Raw genomic sequence first — 15549 nt, 5'->3', positions numbered from 1 at the left:
GCTCTCTCCTTATAAATGGTTGATTATACTCGCATTATACGCTGCGCCGTATCCGTTGTCGATATTTACGACACTAATGCCGTTTGCACACGAATTTAGCATACCAAGCAAGGCTGCCACACCACCAAAACTCGCCCCATATCCCACGCTCGTAGGCACGGCGATGACCGGGGCTTTGACAAGGCCTGCAATCACGCTAGGAAGGGCCCCTTCCATGCCTGCTATGACGATTAGGACTTTGGCTTTTTGGATTTCATCAAGCTTCAAAAACAGCCTATTTATCCCAGCCACGCCCACATCGGTGATTTTGCGCACATCATTACCCAAAAATTTCGCCGTCTCGTATGCCTCTTCCACAGCGTAAGAATCAGATGTGCCAGCCGAAATGATACCGATATAACTCTGCGTAAGTTTTTGCTCGTTTATGATAATGCTTATCGTGCGACCGACCTCGTTAAATTTGGCAAGCGGGAAGTCCTTTTGCAAAATTCCAGCCACATGCGAATTTGTGCGCGTGATTAGGACATTGTTGCCACATTTCACACACTCGCGCGCGATTGCCAAAATCGCCTCAGCACTTTTTCCCTCGCCATAAATCACCTCGCCTACGCCACTTCTAAGCTCTCTTTGCATATCGACCTTAGCGCAGCCAATATCGGAAAATGGGTAGTTTGCGAAATACTCGACGACCTTTTCATCAGAAATTTTGCCACCCTTGATTTGGGCGATTAAGTCCAAAATTTCAGCCTTTTTCATTTAAAACTTCCTTTCTAAAACCCTTTAAATCGAGCAAAATTTCATCAATTTGCGAAATTTCATCTATTTTTTGAATAATTTTTGCAAAATTTTCACTCGCCACAAATTCGCTCATCAGCGCTCTTGGCATTTCGATTTTTAAATTTCGCCCATCAAAGCGCGCTCTGATGTTTGCAAAGCCGTTTTGTATGAGTAAATTTTCCACACGCTCGATTAATCTTAAATCATCTGCGCTAAATTCGCGCCCGTGAGGCAAACGAGTTAGCAAGCACGCAAAGCTAGGCAAGTCTGCGCTTTCTAGGCGCAGGGTGCGTGAATACTCCCTAATTTGGGCTTTGGTTAAATTTATCAGTGGCGAAATGACGCCAAGCTCGCGCACGGCGCGAAGTCCTGGGCGATCTTCGCCTAAATCATCTTTGTTTGTGCCATCTGCGAAATTTGAAAACCCCAAATTTCGCCCAAATTTAATTAAATTTTCGAATAAATTTTTTTTGCATAAATAACAGCGATTTTGCGGATTATTTGCGATTTCTTGTGGGGTTTGGAGTTCTAAAATTTCGTGGCGAAATTTGTGAATTTTAGCAAAATTTATAGCCTGCGAAATTTCGCGTTCGCTCATATATGGCGTTTTTATGGTAAGCGCGATGAAATTTTTCCCCAAAATTTCGCCCGCCACGCAGGCTAAAAACGAGCTATCCACCCCGCCAGAAAAGGCTAGGGCGAGATTTTTAAGCCCTCTAATCTCTTCCTTTAAAGTTTCCATTTTCATACTCTTTGATCGCCACAGCTCGCACCGTAGCGATATTTGTGCCAAATTTTTGTGCCAAATTTTTGCAATCATCAAATTCGGGCTTGATTTTTTCTCCGCCCTCAAATTTGCAAATTTTAATCCTAACCTCGCCAAATTTCGTATTCACAGCGCGAATTTGGCGTGGAAGCTCTGTTTTTTGCACAGAAATTTCACGCACCCCAATCGCCGTGGTATGGCGGAAAATCAGCTCTTTTAGCGCGGGCGCGTCGCAAGATTTAGCTAGCACGCTAAGCTTCGTGCCAAGGCGCGATTTTTTCATATTCACGGCCTCGCTAAACACATCAAGCGCGCCAGCATTTAGTAAAATTTCACTCGCCAGCGCCAAGCCCTCAGCGTCCATATCATCGATATTTGTCTCGATTAAAACCTGCCCTGATTGCCTTATGCTCTCATCTTCGCAAATCATAATTTTAAGCAAATTTGCAAATTTGGCTTCCTTGCTTCCAGCCCCGTATCCAGCGCGCAAAATTTTAGCACTAAATTCGGCGCAAAATTCGCTCGTTAGAGCCTTTGCGATACCTGCGCCAGTAGGTGTCGTCTGTTCGAAATCACCACCAAATTTCACAGGCACGCCAGATAAAATTTCACTCACCGCGGGTGCTGGCACGCTAAGTATGCCGTGAGCGCACTTCACAAATCCCCCGCCAAGGGCAAGTGTCGAGCAAAGCACGCGTGAAATCCCAAGCGATTCGAAGCAAATCGCGCTTCCTACGATATCGACTATGCTATCGGTGCAACCAACCTCGTGGAAATGGACATTTTCTAGGCTGCTTTGGTGGATTTTTGCCTCCGCTTCGCCGATGATAGTGAAAATTTCGATTGATTTTTCTTTTACAAATTCGCTTAAATTTGAAGAATTTATTAAATTTACAATGTCTTTAAAAGTGCGTCCATGCTCATGGAAATGGGGCGTGGTGCTCCATTTGCGCTTTAAAATCACATCTACTTTCGTAGCGCTTATGCCAGATTTTAAAACCTTTTTGGCGCAAATTTCATACTCATTAGAAATTCCTAGCTTTGCAAGGCTGTGTTTTAAGAAGTCAAAATCTACGCCAAGGTCGATAAATGCGCCAAGGCACATATCTCCGCTAATGCCACTGGCGCAGTCTAAATAGATAAATTTACTCAAATTTTTGGAACCGTCATTGAACCAAATGGTAAAATCACAATCTTAGCGTCTTTGCCCTTCTCGCCAAGCGCGTCATCTAGGGCTTTTTGCAAATCATGATATGGCTTTAAATGCACGGCTCTCATCTCATCATCGCTTAAATCGCTAACCGCCCAAGTCTGCGCCCAAAGCCCAATTTCAGCCATTTTGCCAGCTTTATGATAGCCTAGGTGAAATTCCTCTTGGATTTTTTCTAGCACTTTTTGCGGTGTATCAGCCGATGCCATGAGGTTAAAAAATGGCTTAGGGCCGATACCTGTGCGACATTTGGCTACCATGATAAGCACGCCGCCCTCTGCCAGGGCTAGTTTGCCGTTATCTAGCGCTTTTTGGGCTTGGTATAAATCCACATCCATTGGATATGGGGCTACTGAGATTACGATATCGGCTTTTTGAGGGATTTTGACGCAAAATACCTCTTCTGCTTTTTCAATACAATCATAAAATGTATCGTTTAAATCGCCACTATTTACATAATAAATATTATGGTCGCTATCTAGCACCGTCATAATCGCAAATACATCGATATGAGTTAGCACCTTCATCGCATCGACCATATCCTCATGCACAGGATTGCCCTCTAATCGCAAAGCCTGCGCGTCGTGGCTAAGGGCTAATTTGTGGTTTTGCTCGATAGTTTCGTATTTGGCTACGCCTGGCAAAAACGCCTTTCTACCGCCTGTGTAACCCGCGAAATAGTGCGGTTCGACCGAGCCGATTGGGATAACTTTTTTCGCGTTTGCTACGATTTTGTTTAGATACATTTGGGTTTTGTTGCTACTCTCGCCCAGATAGACCATTTCATCGTTTTTAGAATCATGGCTGTGAGCCTCACCTTTGGCCTTGACCTCAGCCCAAATTTCTTTTGAAAAAATCATCTCATACTCATCTTCGGTCGGATCTCTGTGGCAGCCGTTTGCGATGATAAATGTTTTCTTTTTATCGCGAATTTTTGGATAAATTTCTTTTAAAATTTTAGATGTCGGGGTTGGGCGTGTGCCGTCATTTACGATGATTACAATCTCTTCATCGCCACTGATAAACTCATCAAAAGTTTTTTGATTTATCGGATTTTGCATTGCTTTTTTGATAAGCTCGGCCTCGTCAAATTTCTCAACCTTATTCGGATTGAAAATCCCCAAAAGATTTTTCTCATCAAATTTGATATTTAAAACATCATCTTTGCCATAACGAATTGGAACTTGCATTTTTCACCCCTTAAAATAAATTTAAATCGTTAGATTGTATCAAAAATTTTATTTAAAAGAGATTTATGTCATAAAAATTTAACTTAATTATCAAAATTTAAGGTTTTTTAGCGATAAAAAACCTTGCTAAACACAAATTTAGCAAGGCGAAATTTTAAAAATTTAAAGCTTAAAGTAGATTATAAATGTCATCTAGCAAGAAGTATTTTTTCTCGGCTGTGCCCTTGTAATATGGGGAAATGTGGTTGTTAAACTCTGTTTCAAAAAAGCCAGTTTTAGATAACTCCACAAGCGCAGCGTCGATTGCTTTTAGCAAATCTGTGTTGCCCTTTTGCACGCCGATTGAGTTAAACTCAGAGGCTCCGAGGTTTTTTTGCGGGACTTCGACTTCTCTATTTATCACTGGAAACGCCATTACGATGATGTTTTCATCAGCATAAGCATCGCCTTGATTTTCGAGTAGCGCCCTAGCACAGCCACCAGCGCTATCGCACTCTTTGATAGTATAGCCTTGTTTTTGGAAATATTTTTCGCCGATACTTCCTGGCATGGCTAGGATTGTTTTATCTTTTAGATCTTTTATGCTTGTTATCGCGTCTGCTTTGCGGGTTAGGATACCGACATTTACGCTAAAATACGGGCTAGAAAAATCAGCGAGCTTCTCGGTCTCAGCGGTAGGGACTAGGGTCGAGACAGCCATATCCACAGCGCCATCTTGCAACAATCTATAAGAAGTTTCATCGTTTGCAGAGGCTACGAACTCCACCTTTCCCTCGCTATCTCCGAAAATTTTCGCAGCCACAGCCTCGGCTAGGGTTATTTCAAAACCCTCGTATTTGTCGCCATTTAGCTTGCCAAATGGAGCCTCGTCATCATGGACGGCTATTAGAATTGTTCCGCTAGATTTGATTTCTGCTAGGCTTTTGGCGCAAACTCCGCTAAAAAGTAGCGCACTAGAAGTTAGTGCGAATAAAATTTTATTCATTTTTTTCCTTTTTTTTAGTGTAGATAAAAATTTAGGCGCTGATTATATACTTAAATTGTTTAATTAAATTTTAAAACACATAGTATTTTTATAAATTTACCAAAGTATTGTATTTTTACCTTTTAAAGCTAAATATTCATTACATTTGCTAAAATGTCTGCACCCAAAAAACCCACCGCGCGCTAATGGGCTAGGGTGCGGGGCTGTGAGGATCAAATGGCGATTTGCGTCGATTAAATTTGCCTTTTTTATGGCGAAATTTCCCCAGAGCATAAAGACTAAATTTTCGCAGTTTTCGCTGATTTTAGCGATTATGGCGTCTGTGAATTCGCCCCAGCCAAGCTTGGCGTGCGAATTTGGAGCACCTGCACTCACGCTTAGAGTGGAGTTTAGTAGTAGCACGCCCTGCCTCGCCCACGGGGTCAAATCGCCGTTATTTAGGGCGCACGAGCCGACATCTGCGATGATTTCTTTGAAAATATTTTTTAGGCTTGGCGGGATTTTTACCCCCTCTGGCACGCTAAATGCTAGCCCCATAGCCTCGCCTGCGCCGTGATATGGGTCTTGACCTATGATTACGACTTTTAAATTTGATAATGGGGTCAAATTTAGGGCGTTAAAGATTAAATTTAGCGGTGGGTAAATTTGGGTAGTTTGTGAAATTTGAGCTAAATTTCGCTCTAAATTTTTGAAATTTTCGCTTTGAAATTCGGCGCGCAGTAGATTTCTCCACTCGCGCGCACTAAGAAATGAGGCTAAATTTAACACTAAATTTTGCCCCTAAATTTAAGCTGGTTTTGGTCCTACGACCTTAGCCACGATGTATCCGACCAGACCCGAGACGATAGAGCCGATGAAAACAGCGAGTTTGTCTGTGTGGTGATAAATGTCGCTTCCGCCATAAGCTAGGCCATCGACAAATAGCGCCATTGTAAATCCAATACCGCAAATTATGCTTACAGCGTATAGTTGCGCCCAGTTTGCGTTTTCTGGTAAGTAGGCGATTTTGCCCTTGATAAGTAGCCAACTAAATGCGAAAATTCCAAATTGTTTGCCGAAAAATAGGCCAAGCGCGATACCCATTGGAACTGGGCCAAATAGATAGCTAGGGCTCATACCAGCTAGGCTTACGCCCGCATTTGCGAAGGCAAAAATCGGCAAAATGAAAAAATTCACAGGATATGCAAGTCCGTGCTCCATATCTTTTAGCATTGAGCCAGAGCGTGTTTGCAATGGGATACAAAATCCAGCCACAACGCCAGCGATTGTCGCGTGGATACCTGAATTTAGCACCATTACCCACAAAATAAGCGACATAATGACGAAAAGCAGTTTTTTATCTACCTTCATTTTATTCATTATAAACATAATCGCCACGCAAATTCCTGCGCCGATTAGGTAAGAGATATTTATCGTAGATGAGTAGAAAAGCGCAATAATCAAAATCGCGCACAAATCGTCCATAATCGCTAGTGTTAAGACGAAAATTTTAAGACTTGCTGGAATTCGTTTGCCAAGTAGCGCCATTACGCCCACGGCAAAGGCAATATCAGTAGCCGTAGGAATCGCCCAGCCCTTCAAAGCCTCGCTATCGCCCCAGTTAAGTATCGCAAAGATAATCGCAGGCGCCATAACGCCACCAAGTGCTGCGAAACTAGGAAGCAAAATTTGAGAAAAATGGCGAAGCTGACCTTCGATTTTTTCGCGTTTTAACTCCAAACCGATAGCGAAGAAAAATATCGCCATTAAAAAGTCGTTTATCCAAAAGTGCATATCCTCATCGAGTTTTAGTTTGCCGATACCCATGACGATGTGCGTGTGGATAAACTCGCGGTAATACGGAGATAAAATATCGACATTTTGTGCGATGATAGCAAATACTGCGGATAAAAGGAGGATTACGCCAGCACTACTTTCGCTGGATAGGATTTTTTTGATTATGCGTTGCATGATTCTCCCTTTGAACAAATTTGTCTATTTTAGTATAAATTTCATTAAATTCTCATTGATTTGGCATGATTAACATAGCATAAAGTATGCCTATCATCAGAATCGTTGGAATTTCATTTAGCGCACGGAAATACTTGCCACTTTTTTTACAGGCGTCTTTTTCGAATTTAATCAAATAATAATGAAGCCAAAAATGATAAGCCACCATTAAAACAGCGCAAAGTAATTTTAGGTGAAAATAGCCCATTTTCATAAGTCCCGGATTTAGCAAAATCAGCATAACCGCGCTAAAAATCGTAACCGCCAAAGCTATCCAGCCGATAGCGTGATAGAGCATTTTTTCCATTTTTTTCACAACTTTGACAAAATTTGGATTGTCCAAATTCTCAGCGTGATAAACATATAGGCGCGGTAGATAAAACAGCATCGCCATCCACGAAATAAAGCCCACAAAATGGATAAATTTAAACCAATAATAACTCATTTTCCTTCCTTTCAATCTCTCATTAAAATATCTTTTCTAGCTTCAAATTCTTCCTTGCTAATCGCCCCTTTTTGGAAAAGCTCGTATAGGGCCTCTACCTTTTTAAGACGCTGTGAATAATCCTCAGCCACGCCTTCGCCAGCTTCTTCGTTGATATCCTCGACCCAAATTCCTACGAAAAATAGGTCAAAAAGCACCCAAAGAAGCCAAATCGGCAAAATCACAAGCCCTAGCAAAAAATACAGCGTAAAAATCCCAGCCCAATACAGCCCGATTTGCGCAAATCCACTGACAAATTTACCACAATAAATTCGGTGCAAACCGCCACCAATCGGCAATCCCACAGCCCACGAAAAAGCTCCGGCAAACCACAGCGCATACGCGATATAATTGTTTCTTTTCAAATTTTGCCTTTCTTTGAAATTTTCAAATTTTGCCACAAAAATATGACAATCGCTAAATCAATCATCACATCGGCAAAGTTAAAAACCGCAAATTCAAACCATTTGTGCCACGCCACATAATCCACAACTCCGCCGTGGATAAAGCGATCTAACACATTTGAAACCCCGCCTCCAAGCAAAATGCCGAAAGGCAGATAGTGAGCGTTAAAAAGCTCTTTTTGGCTAAAAACATACCACGCCAAAAGCGCGATTAGCCCAAGCTGGATAAATTTCAAACTCTCGCCCAAAAAAGCTAACATCGAAAACGCCACGCCCCTATTAAAGGTCAGTATCAGCGAAAAATACTCACCCTCCCACGAAAAACCATTTAAAAATATAAATTTTATAAATTGATCAAGCGCCAAAACAAGCGTAAAAATCAGGACAAATTTAATAAATTTTCTAGTCATTTAACGCTTTTTTGAAAAATTTCTCCGCTTCGTTCGCCCATTTTTCCAGAGCTTTTGCGTTTTTGCCCTCAAAAAGCAAACGGATCAAATTTTCCGTGCCAGAGTAGCGAAACAGCGTGCGAATTTTATCTTTTTTGATCTCTTCTTCAAGCTCTTTTAGCCCAGCGATTTTTTCAAGCGGTTTTTTATTTGTAATCTTTAAATTTCGCAAAATTTGCGGATACGGCTTGATTAAATTTGCTAACTCGCTCGCTTTTTTATTCATGCTTAGCATACACGCTGCAAATTGAAGCGCCGAGGCGATTCCATCGCCTGTCTTAGCATAATCGCCAAAAATCACATGTCCGCTTTGCTCGCCGCCGAAATTCGCCTTTTTCTCTTTCATCATTTCTAGCACAAATTTATCGCCCACACTGCATCTATGCACAGCGATTTTGTGCTTTGCCAAAAAATCATCAAGCGCGCCGTTACTCATCACAGTTGCGATAATTTGGTCGTTTTGAAGCTTGCCAAGCTCTTTTAAATACAGCGCCAAAACGCCAAGCAAAATATCTCCGTGTAAAATTTGACCGCTATCATCGACTACGACTAATCTATCAGCGTCCCCGTCAAAGGCAAATCCCACATCAGCGCGCAATCTTTTTACTTCGCTTGCCAAATTTTGCGGAGCCAAGGCGCCACAATTTTCGTTGATATTTTTTCCATTTGGCTCATCGCCTAGGACTATCACTTCTGCGCCAAGCTCGCTAAACACCGTCGGAGCGACCTTGTAGCTTGCGCCATTTGCGCAATCAAGCACAATGCGAAGTCCATGCAGGGTTTTGTTTTTTGGAAAAGAATTTTTAAGCTGGACGATATATCTGCCGATGACATCATCGACGCGCCTTGCCACGCCGATTTCCATCATTTGCTTTCTAGCCTCGGCGATTAGCTCGTCGCTAAAATAGATTTTTTCGATTTCGGCTTCCTCTTTTTCATCGAGTTTAAAACCCGTGTGATCGAAAAATTTAATGCCGTTATCATAGTATGGATTGTGTGAAGCGCTTATCATAATTCCGCCATCACAGCGCATATCCTCTGTCAAAAACGCGATTGCTGGGGTTGGCATAGGGCCTATTTGGCGGACATTATAACCCACGCTAGTAAGTCCAGCCACAATCGCAGTTTCTATCATATAGCCACTTCGCCTAGTGTCTTTACCGACTAAAATCATATTTGTAACGGAATTTTTCCTAAAATAAATTCCAGCTGCCATGGCTAATCTCATAGCAAGTTCGGCTGTCAAAAACTCGCCCGCTCTGCCCCTGACGCCGTCAGTTCCGAAAAGTTTCATAAATTTAATCCTTTATAAATCAAAATTCTCGCAATATTAGCAAAAAAAGTTTAATAATCGAATTTCTTTTAAAAATTGCTTAATTTCAGCAACGCTTAAAATTTTTGTAGTATAATCACGAGTTTAATATTTTCATTTAAAGGGATAAAAATGGCAAATCACAAATCAGCCGAAAAACGCGCTAGACAAACTGTGAAAAAAACAGAGCGCAATAGATTTTACCGCACAAGAGTAAAAAACATGACAAGAGCGGTAAGAGAAGCAGTAGATAGTAAAGACCTAGCAGCAGCCGAGGCAGCGCTAAAAGTAGTTAATCAAAGCTTCCACGCTTTCGTTAGCCGTGGATTTTTGAAAAAAGAAACTGCAAGCAGAAAAGTTAGCCGCTTGGCAAAACTAGTAAATACACTAAAAGTCGCATAATTATCATTAAATGTTAGCCCAAAAATTACAACCCTTTTTAGACCGATACGAGGAGCTTTCACGGCTCCTTAGTGATCCAGGTATCGCAAGCGATATTTCAAATATGACAAAGCTTTCCAAAGAGCAAAGAGGTATCGAACCGATAAAAAACGCCGCAGATAGGTATATAAAGGTTGTCGCCGATATCGAGGAAAACAAAAATTTATTAGGCGATCCTGAGCTTGGCGAGCTTGCCAAAGAGGAGCTTAAAAATTTAGAACTCGAAAAAGACGAACTCGAAGAGCAAATCAAAATTTTACTTCTTCCAAAAGATCCAAATGATGATAAAAATATCTTCCTTGAAATTCGCGCCGGAACCGGTGGCGACGAGGCTGCGCTTTTTGCGGGAGATCTACTAGGGGCGTATTTGCGTTATGCTGAACTTCGTGGCTATAAATGCGAAATCGTAAGCCAAAGCGAAGGAAGCGTGGGCGGTTTTAAAGAAGTTATTTTGCTTGTTAAGGGCGACGGGGCGTATTCAAGGCTTAAATTCGAAGGCGGCACGCACAGAGTCCAAAGGGTGCCTGAAACCGAAAGTCAAGGGCGTGTGCATACTTCTGCAATCACTGTGGCAGTTATGCCAGAAATCGAAGATAGCGAAATCGAAATCAAAGATAGCGATTTGCGTATCGATGTCATGCGTAGCTCAGGGCATGGCGGACAATCCGTAAATACCACTGATAGCGCCGTTCGTATCACCCATATACCAACAGGTCTAGTCGTAACCAACCAAGACGGCAAAAGCCAACACAAAAACAAAGAAGCTGCGATGAAAGTGCTAAAAGCTAGGCTTTATGACTTGCAAGAGCAAGAACGCTTAGAAAAAGAGCGCGCCGAACGAAAAGATCAAGTCGGCACAGGCGATAGAAGCGGTCGAATTCGCACTTACAACTACCCGCAAAACCGCATTAGTGACCACCGCATAAATTTAACACTTTACCGCTTAGATGCCATTATGGCTGGCGGACTTTTTGATGAAATCATCGATCCACTCATCACAAACGCACAGGCCGAAGCGATTGCAAACGCAGGGCTGTAAAGCTAAATTTATCTATAAATCAAATTTAATCAAAATTTTATCTGTTTTTAATGGGGAACTATAATCCCCTTTTTAAATTTTAAAAAAAGGAAAATTCATGGGAATTTGGCAAAAAACTTTTGGCGGATTAGACAAGGCGTATTATTTTAGACATTTTATCTTTGGCGCAGTTTTGGCTGTGATTTTGATCTGGGCGCAAAGCTACTCAGCAGAGAGTATGGCAGCAAGGACTGGCAAGGAATTCGCTGGCATGGATTTTTTCATCTATATATTTTATGCGATTTGCGCGCTTTTGTATCCATATGCAAGATTTGTGTATGAAAGTATCGTAAATTTCATCATCGGAAACAACTTTTTTATCGTAAATGCCGTGTTTTTGCTCATTTGGAAACTTGTAGTTATGATAGTGCTTTTTGCGTTTTCTATCATCATCGCACCCGTTGGCCTAGCGTATCTATACTACTATCACACAAAAAACCGCACTTTTGATGAAAATTCAAGCGATTATTTTGAATTTATCGAAAAAGGCGACGAAAAATAAAAAATAGCAAAATTTAAACGAAATTTATTCTAAATTTTGCTATTCTCTTTCGAATTTTAATCAAAAGGATAGCTATGAGCAAAAAAGTATTTATCTGCGTTGATGAAAATGCGCTTTTAAAACCTGTTTGCGATTATGGAATCTACACTGCAAAGCGTCTTGACGCCGAGGCTGTGTTTATCCATGTAATCGAAACCCCAGAGCTTGGTCAAAATTTTTACGGACTTGCAGCTGGCGGGATAGTTTTGGGCGAAAATGATATGGTAATGTCACAGTATGGGGCATTTGACGGCAAAGACAACGAAGTAGATGAGAGCAAAATCAAAGCATGGCTAGATAAATGCGTAGATGAGGCAAAGGCTCAGGGCGTGAGTGCTAGCGCGATTTTGCGCGACGGCGATTTTATCGAAATCATCGAAGAATACAAAGACGAAGCTAGAATTTTTGTGCTAGGCATAAAAGGCACAAACAGCGAAGATGTGGGCTTTAACGCAACTATGCTGATTAAAGAGATGAAAGTTCCGGCCCTTTTGGTAAATAAAGATTTCAGCCCAATAAACTCCGTGCTTGTGGCGTTTGACGGCACAGAGGCTGCGCAAAAAACTCTAAATTTCACAAAAGAGGCCAAGCTTCTAAAAGACGCGAAAAAATATGTCATAAATGTAAATAACGACACCGAGGAATCGCAAAAAACGCTTGAAATCGCAAGAGAGATTTTAAAAGGCGAAAACGCCGAATTTGTAAGCGTCTCAGGCGATGTTCCGGGCGATGAGATTATCAAATATCGTCGCGCCAACAACCTCGATTTAATCGCGACTGGCGCATTTACGAAGAGTTTTTTCAAAAAGCTTTTTGTAGGAAGCGTTTCAGAGGATATCTTGCACAACGCTCTTGTGCCGATTTTAGTTCTAAGTTAAAATTTGGGGCAAATTCGCCCCAAATTTACCAGATTTCTTTAAATTTCAAAATTCTACCAAATTTCAAAATTTCACCAAATTTTAAGCCTAAATTTTAGCCCTTAAAACGGCAAATCACGCCCCGCTCACTCGCAAATAAAACTTTACCTTTTGCCTTTTTCTTAAATTTATCGTAAAGCCTACCTGCACTCATGCTCTCGCCGATGACAGTTTTGGTGCTGTTTGCGACATAGCCGATTTTGCCAAAACCCTCCAATTTCACGGCGATTGCCTCGCGGTCGTATTTATTATCTGGCTCTTTTTCGAGATTTACGACCATATTTTCCTTCAAAAATTCCCACCCATAGTAGAAATTTAGCCCAGTGATTGTGAAATAAATCTTTTTCATTTCGCTCTCCTTTCCTAAAATTTCCACTATTTTAGCGTGAAATTTTGACATATTATGTCGAAATTTAAATTTGTCCTTCCCATAAATCAAGCGCAGTTTTTAGCCTAGATAGACCATCAATCACATTTTTGCGCGAAGTTGCGATATTTAATCGCAAAAATTTCTCTCCGCCCTTGCCGTATTGCGCGCCATGGCTTAGGAAAAGCCCTGTTTTTTGGCGGATAAAATTGGCTAATTTCGTGCTCTCATCGCAATACTCGCTTACATCAAGCCACATTAAATATGTCGCATTTTGCGCTACGCTACGCACTTTTGGCAGTTCGCGCGCTATAAATTCATTGGCAAAAGCTCGGTTTGCGCTCACATACGCTCTCATCTCTTCTAGCCACGCTTCGCCCCTCTCAAACGCCACAATCGCCGCAATTAGCCCAAAAAAGCTAGGCTCTGCGATATCATCGCCATTTAGCGCGCGACTGATTTTTTTATGCAGTTTTGGATTTGGGGTAAAAACAGCCGCTGTTTGCAAACCAGCGATATTAAACGCTTTTGTCGGAGCTATGATATTTGCGCTTAAATTCGCACAAACCTCGCTAGCAGCGGCAAATGGGGTGTAATTTACACCGGGCTCAGTGATATCGCAATGCACCTCATCGCTGATGACGATGACGCCGTATTTTTCGCACAGCTCGCCGATTCTCATTAGCTCGTCCTTGCGCAATGTCCTGCCGATAGGATTGTGCGGATTGCAAAGCAGTAATAGCGATGTTTGCGGGTCTTTTAGGCAAAATTCCAAATTTCCCCAGTCGATGAAATACTCGCCCTCTTCGTATCTAAGCTCGCAAGAGAGGGTATTTCTGCCCATATTTTTAATGCAGTAAAAAAAGCAGTTATAAACAGGGGTTAGGATTACGACATTTTCCCCGGGCGCGCTAAGCTTGCGAATTAACGAATTTATCGCTGCTAGCGTGCCACCAGCGTAAGTTAAAGAGCCTTTTTTGATTTCGTAATTATGGCGCCTTTTCCACCACGAAGTATAGGCGTTTTCCCACTGCTCATCTAGCACGCTATATCCATACACGCGCTCTTCCAAGCGGGTTTTTAATGCCTCGTAAATCTCGGGTGCGACGGCAAAATCCATATCCGCAACCCACATTGCAAGCTCGCCCTCACCTACTTCCCATTTTAGCGATTTTGTGCCAGCGCGGTTTGGCAGATTGTCAAATTCATACGCCATTTTACGCCCTTAATTCAGTGATAATCTCTGTTTTGCTCGCGTCTGTCGCGCCGTCTTGGATCAGCTCGCGGATTTTAGCGGCTTTGATTAGCCCTGAGCGCGGATTTTTCACGCTGTCGATTTCGCCGATGATTTCGGCATGCACATCGCTAAATTCAAACGCCAAGGTTGTGTTTATGAGCTCGCAGTTTTCTAGGCGCAAATTTTGCATATAGCAAAATCCTTGCAGGCTTTCGATTTTGCAGTTTTTCAGAGTGACATTTTTGGAATTCCAGCCAAAATACTCGCCCGCGATGAAACAATCCTCGATTAGGATATTTTCGCAGTTCCAAAACGCGTCTTTGCTAAGAAGTTTTGAATTTTTGATTTTCACATTTTTGCAGCCGTCAAAGCAATAATCGCCAAAAAGATTTAAATTTTGTATTTCTAAATTTTGACAATCAAGCCCAAAATATGGGCCTTTTGCGCTGATATTTTTAAGCACGATATCCTCACAGTGCCACAGGGTTTCTAGCGCGTCAGTGAATTGGACATTTTCAATGTGCGCATTTTTCACTCTGCGAAGCCCCTTTGGCGCGCCATATACGCAATCGCTTAGCCTTAAATTTTGACTATACCAGATACCTGCGCGCGCGATTTCATCGAAAAGGCAGTTTGAGATTTCGATATTTTTCGCATACCAAAACGGATATTTCCACTCAAATTTTGAGTTTTGCACGATTATGTCAGAGCTCTCTTTCAGCGGTGATTCGCCGTCGCAAAAAACGGAATTTTCTATTTTTAAATTTTTCGCGCCAAAAAGTGCTCTTTCGCCACTAAATCGCATTTGTTTTAATGTTTGCATAAATTTTCCTTGTGATAAATTTCTATTTTTATACCAAAATTTTTAAAATTTTAATAGAACAATATTGCAAATTTCTTGCCTAATTATGCAAAATTTGATTTATTTGTGTTTTGGCGTTTTGCGCAAATCAAAATAGATAAAATGTCCTGTGCTTTCGCCGTTTTCGAAAATTTCGAGTTTGTAGCGCATGATAGGGCTATGGCAGGCTGCGACCATGATTTTAGCGTGGTATGAGCCGTCGTTAAAGCGAACAAGCGGGCTTTCGAAATTTCCCATATTCATGCTAATTCCTTTGATTTTTAGGGTTGGATTTTTTAGCTCGCGCAAAATCCCGCTAACCACAACCTCGCTCTCGCTCATCGCTACAATCGGCGCTGGTATGATTGTAAAACTCGCGCTCTCGCCATCTGCATTACTAAGGCATGAGGCTGTGTTTAAATCGCACGGCAAGGAAATTTTAGTATCCCCAAATAGCTTGTCGCTATCCTCGTTTGCGTGAGTTAAACCGCATAAAATCGCCAAAACAAGATAAAATTTTTTCATTTTTTCTCCTTGAAAATTTTTGAGTAATTTTAGGTA

The 15549-nt window shown here is 41.7% G+C and carries 19 protein-coding genes; 4 read left to right on the top strand and 15 right to left on the bottom strand.

Annotation, left to right across the window (positions count from 1 at the left end):
* Positions 1 to 9: 9 nt before the first annotated feature.
* The 11 genes from larB to glmM all read right to left on the bottom strand — a co-directional run bounded on the left by larB (position 10) and on the right by glmM (position 9548).
* Positions 10 to 756, bottom strand: a complete 747-nt coding sequence (gene larB / locus OFN91_RS07245; protein WP_270873772.1) for a nickel pincer cofactor biosynthesis protein LarB — start codon at positions 754 to 756, stop codon at positions 10 to 12.
* Positions 743 to 1519, bottom strand: coding sequence for an ATP-dependent sacrificial sulfur transferase LarE (larE, locus tag OFN91_RS07240; RefSeq protein ID WP_333720470.1), 777 nt, complete (start codon positions 1517 to 1519; stop codon positions 743 to 745). The genes larB and larE overlap by 14 nt, the downstream gene beginning before the upstream one ends.
* Entirely contained in the window at positions 1494 to 2696 is a 1203-nt protein-coding gene (larC, locus tag OFN91_RS07235; protein ID WP_270873770.1) for a nickel pincer cofactor biosynthesis protein LarC, read from the bottom strand. The genes larE and larC overlap by 26 nt, the downstream gene beginning before the upstream one ends.
* Complete coding sequence (larA, locus tag OFN91_RS07230; protein ID WP_270873769.1) at positions 2693 to 3943, bottom strand: nickel-dependent lactate racemase; 1251 nt, start codon at positions 3941 to 3943, stop codon at positions 2693 to 2695. Before larA ends, larC begins: the two co-directional genes overlap by 4 nt.
* 169 nt (positions 3944 to 4112) lie before the next feature.
* Positions 4113 to 4928, bottom strand: coding sequence for a transporter substrate-binding domain-containing protein (locus tag OFN91_RS07225; RefSeq protein ID WP_270873768.1), 816 nt, complete (start codon positions 4926 to 4928; stop codon positions 4113 to 4115).
* 96 nt (positions 4929 to 5024) lie between these two features.
* Positions 5025 to 5696: a uracil-DNA glycosylase gene (gene ung, locus OFN91_RS07220; RefSeq protein ID WP_270873767.1), complete on the bottom strand. Its 672-nt coding sequence runs from the start codon at positions 5694 to 5696 to the stop codon at positions 5025 to 5027.
* A gap of 18 nt (positions 5697 to 5714) precedes the next feature.
* The gene (gene nhaA / locus OFN91_RS07215; RefSeq protein WP_270873766.1) at positions 5715 to 6878 is read right to left on the bottom strand and encodes a Na+/H+ antiporter NhaA; all 1164 of its coding nucleotides are present in this window, start codon (positions 6876 to 6878) and stop codon (positions 5715 to 5717) included.
* A gap of 52 nt (positions 6879 to 6930) precedes the next feature.
* Positions 6931 to 7362 carry a CopD family protein gene (locus OFN91_RS07210; RefSeq protein WP_270858717.1) on the bottom strand — a complete coding sequence of 144 codons (432 nt, stop codon included), beginning with the start codon at positions 7360 to 7362 and terminating at the stop codon, positions 6931 to 6933.
* An 11-nt stretch (positions 7363 to 7373) separates the two neighbouring features.
* Positions 7374 to 7766 carry an SHOCT domain-containing protein gene (locus OFN91_RS07205; protein ID WP_270858716.1) on the bottom strand — a complete coding sequence of 131 codons (393 nt, stop codon included), beginning with the start codon at positions 7764 to 7766 and terminating at the stop codon, positions 7374 to 7376.
* The gene (lspA, locus tag OFN91_RS07200) at positions 7763 to 8215 is read right to left on the bottom strand and encodes a signal peptidase II (RefSeq protein ID WP_270858715.1); all 453 of its coding nucleotides are present in this window, start codon (positions 8213 to 8215) and stop codon (positions 7763 to 7765) included. Before lspA ends, OFN91_RS07205 begins: the two co-directional genes overlap by 4 nt.
* Positions 8208 to 9548: a phosphoglucosamine mutase gene (gene glmM, locus OFN91_RS07195; protein WP_270873765.1), complete on the bottom strand. Its 1341-nt coding sequence runs from the start codon at positions 9546 to 9548 to the stop codon at positions 8208 to 8210. Before glmM ends, lspA begins: the two co-directional genes overlap by 8 nt.
* Positions 9549 to 9698: 150 nt before the next feature.
* Between glmM and rpsT the strand changes: the two genes are divergently transcribed.
* The 4 genes from rpsT (at position 9699) to OFN91_RS07175 (ending at position 12504) form a co-directional block, all read left to right on the top strand.
* A complete protein-coding gene (rpsT, locus tag OFN91_RS07190) occupies positions 9699 to 9968 on the top strand; it encodes a 30S ribosomal protein S20 (protein ID WP_270858713.1) in 270 nt (89 codons plus the stop codon).
* A 10-nt stretch (positions 9969 to 9978) separates the two neighbouring features.
* Positions 9979 to 11046, top strand: a complete 1068-nt coding sequence (gene prfA, locus OFN91_RS07185; RefSeq protein ID WP_270858712.1) for a peptide chain release factor 1 — start codon at positions 9979 to 9981, stop codon at positions 11044 to 11046.
* Positions 11047 to 11143: 97 nt separating this feature from the next.
* Positions 11144 to 11587 carry a hypothetical protein gene (locus OFN91_RS07180; RefSeq protein ID WP_270871082.1) on the top strand — a complete coding sequence of 148 codons (444 nt, stop codon included), beginning with the start codon at positions 11144 to 11146 and terminating at the stop codon, positions 11585 to 11587.
* Between the two features lie 74 nt (positions 11588 to 11661).
* Positions 11662 to 12504 carry a universal stress protein gene (locus OFN91_RS07175; protein WP_270871083.1) on the top strand — a complete coding sequence of 281 codons (843 nt, stop codon included), beginning with the start codon at positions 11662 to 11664 and terminating at the stop codon, positions 12502 to 12504.
* A 94-nt stretch (positions 12505 to 12598) separates the two neighbouring features.
* Here OFN91_RS07175 and OFN91_RS07170 read toward each other — a convergent pair whose 3' ends face one another.
* The 4 genes from OFN91_RS07170 to OFN91_RS07155 form a co-directional block, all read right to left on the bottom strand.
* Complete coding sequence (locus OFN91_RS07170; RefSeq protein WP_270872537.1) at positions 12599 to 12892, bottom strand: HIRAN domain-containing protein; 294 nt, start codon at positions 12890 to 12892, stop codon at positions 12599 to 12601.
* Positions 12893 to 12956: 64 nt separating this feature from the next.
* The gene (locus tag OFN91_RS07165) at positions 12957 to 14126 is read right to left on the bottom strand and encodes a MalY/PatB family protein (RefSeq protein WP_270873764.1); all 1170 of its coding nucleotides are present in this window, start codon (positions 14124 to 14126) and stop codon (positions 12957 to 12959) included.
* Between the two features lies 1 nt (position 14127).
* A complete protein-coding gene (locus OFN91_RS07160; RefSeq protein ID WP_270873763.1) occupies positions 14128 to 14970 on the bottom strand; it encodes a DUF3737 family protein in 843 nt (280 codons plus the stop codon).
* 99 nt (positions 14971 to 15069) lie between these two features.
* Positions 15070 to 15513: a hypothetical protein gene (locus OFN91_RS07155; protein WP_270873762.1), complete on the bottom strand. Its 444-nt coding sequence runs from the start codon at positions 15511 to 15513 to the stop codon at positions 15070 to 15072.
* Between the last annotated feature and the right edge of the window lie 36 nt (positions 15514 to 15549).

Origin of the sequence: Campylobacter sp. JMF_08 NE1 (assembly GCF_027737875.1) — a bacterium.
In the GTDB taxonomy this organism is placed as follows: domain Bacteria; phylum Campylobacterota; class Campylobacteria; order Campylobacterales; family Campylobacteraceae; genus Campylobacter_B.
Note: the sequence above shows the minus strand (reverse complement) of the source record. Positions and strands in the feature narration are given on the sequence as shown.

Coding starts and splice junctions, on each gene's coding strand:
- OFN91_RS07225 (WP_270873768.1), bottom strand. CDS start 4,928: ATGAATAAAATTTTATTCGCACTAACTTCTAGTGCGCTACTTTTTAGC.
- OFN91_RS07165 (WP_270873764.1), bottom strand. CDS start 14,126: ATGGCGTATGAATTTGACAATCTGCCAAACCGCGCTGGCACAAAATCG.
- prfA (WP_270858712.1), top strand. CDS start 9,979: ATGTTAGCCCAAAAATTACAACCCTTTTTAGACCGATACGAGGAGCTT.
- rpsT (WP_270858713.1), top strand. CDS start 9,699: ATGGCAAATCACAAATCAGCCGAAAAACGCGCTAGACAAACTGTGAAA.
- larA (WP_270873769.1), bottom strand. CDS start 3,943: ATGCAAGTTCCAATTCGTTATGGCAAAGATGATGTTTTAAATATCAAA.
- OFN91_RS07160 (WP_270873763.1), bottom strand. CDS start 14,970: ATGCAAACATTAAAACAAATGCGATTTAGTGGCGAAAGAGCACTTTTT.
- OFN91_RS07170 (WP_270872537.1), bottom strand. CDS start 12,892: ATGAAAAAGATTTATTTCACAATCACTGGGCTAAATTTCTACTATGGG.
- lspA (WP_270858715.1), bottom strand. CDS start 8,215: ATGACTAGAAAATTTATTAAATTTGTCCTGATTTTTACGCTTGTTTTG.
- larB (WP_270873772.1), bottom strand. CDS start 756: ATGAAAAAGGCTGAAATTTTGGACTTAATCGCCCAAATCAAGGGTGGC.
- nhaA (WP_270873766.1), bottom strand. CDS start 6,878: ATGCAACGCATAATCAAAAAAATCCTATCCAGCGAAAGTAGTGCTGGC.
- OFN91_RS07155 (WP_270873762.1), bottom strand. CDS start 15,513: ATGAAAAAATTTTATCTTGTTTTGGCGATTTTATGCGGTTTAACTCAC.
- OFN91_RS07175 (WP_270871083.1), top strand. CDS start 11,662: ATGAGCAAAAAAGTATTTATCTGCGTTGATGAAAATGCGCTTTTAAAA.
- larE (WP_333720470.1), bottom strand. CDS start 1,519: ATGGAAACTTTAAAGGAAGAGATTAGAGGGCTTAAAAATCTCGCCCTA.
- OFN91_RS07210 (WP_270858717.1), bottom strand. CDS start 7,362: ATGAGTTATTATTGGTTTAAATTTATCCATTTTGTGGGCTTTATTTCG.
- glmM (WP_270873765.1), bottom strand. CDS start 9,548: ATGAAACTTTTCGGAACTGACGGCGTCAGGGGCAGAGCGGGCGAGTTT.
- OFN91_RS07180 (WP_270871082.1), top strand. CDS start 11,144: ATGGGAATTTGGCAAAAAACTTTTGGCGGATTAGACAAGGCGTATTAT.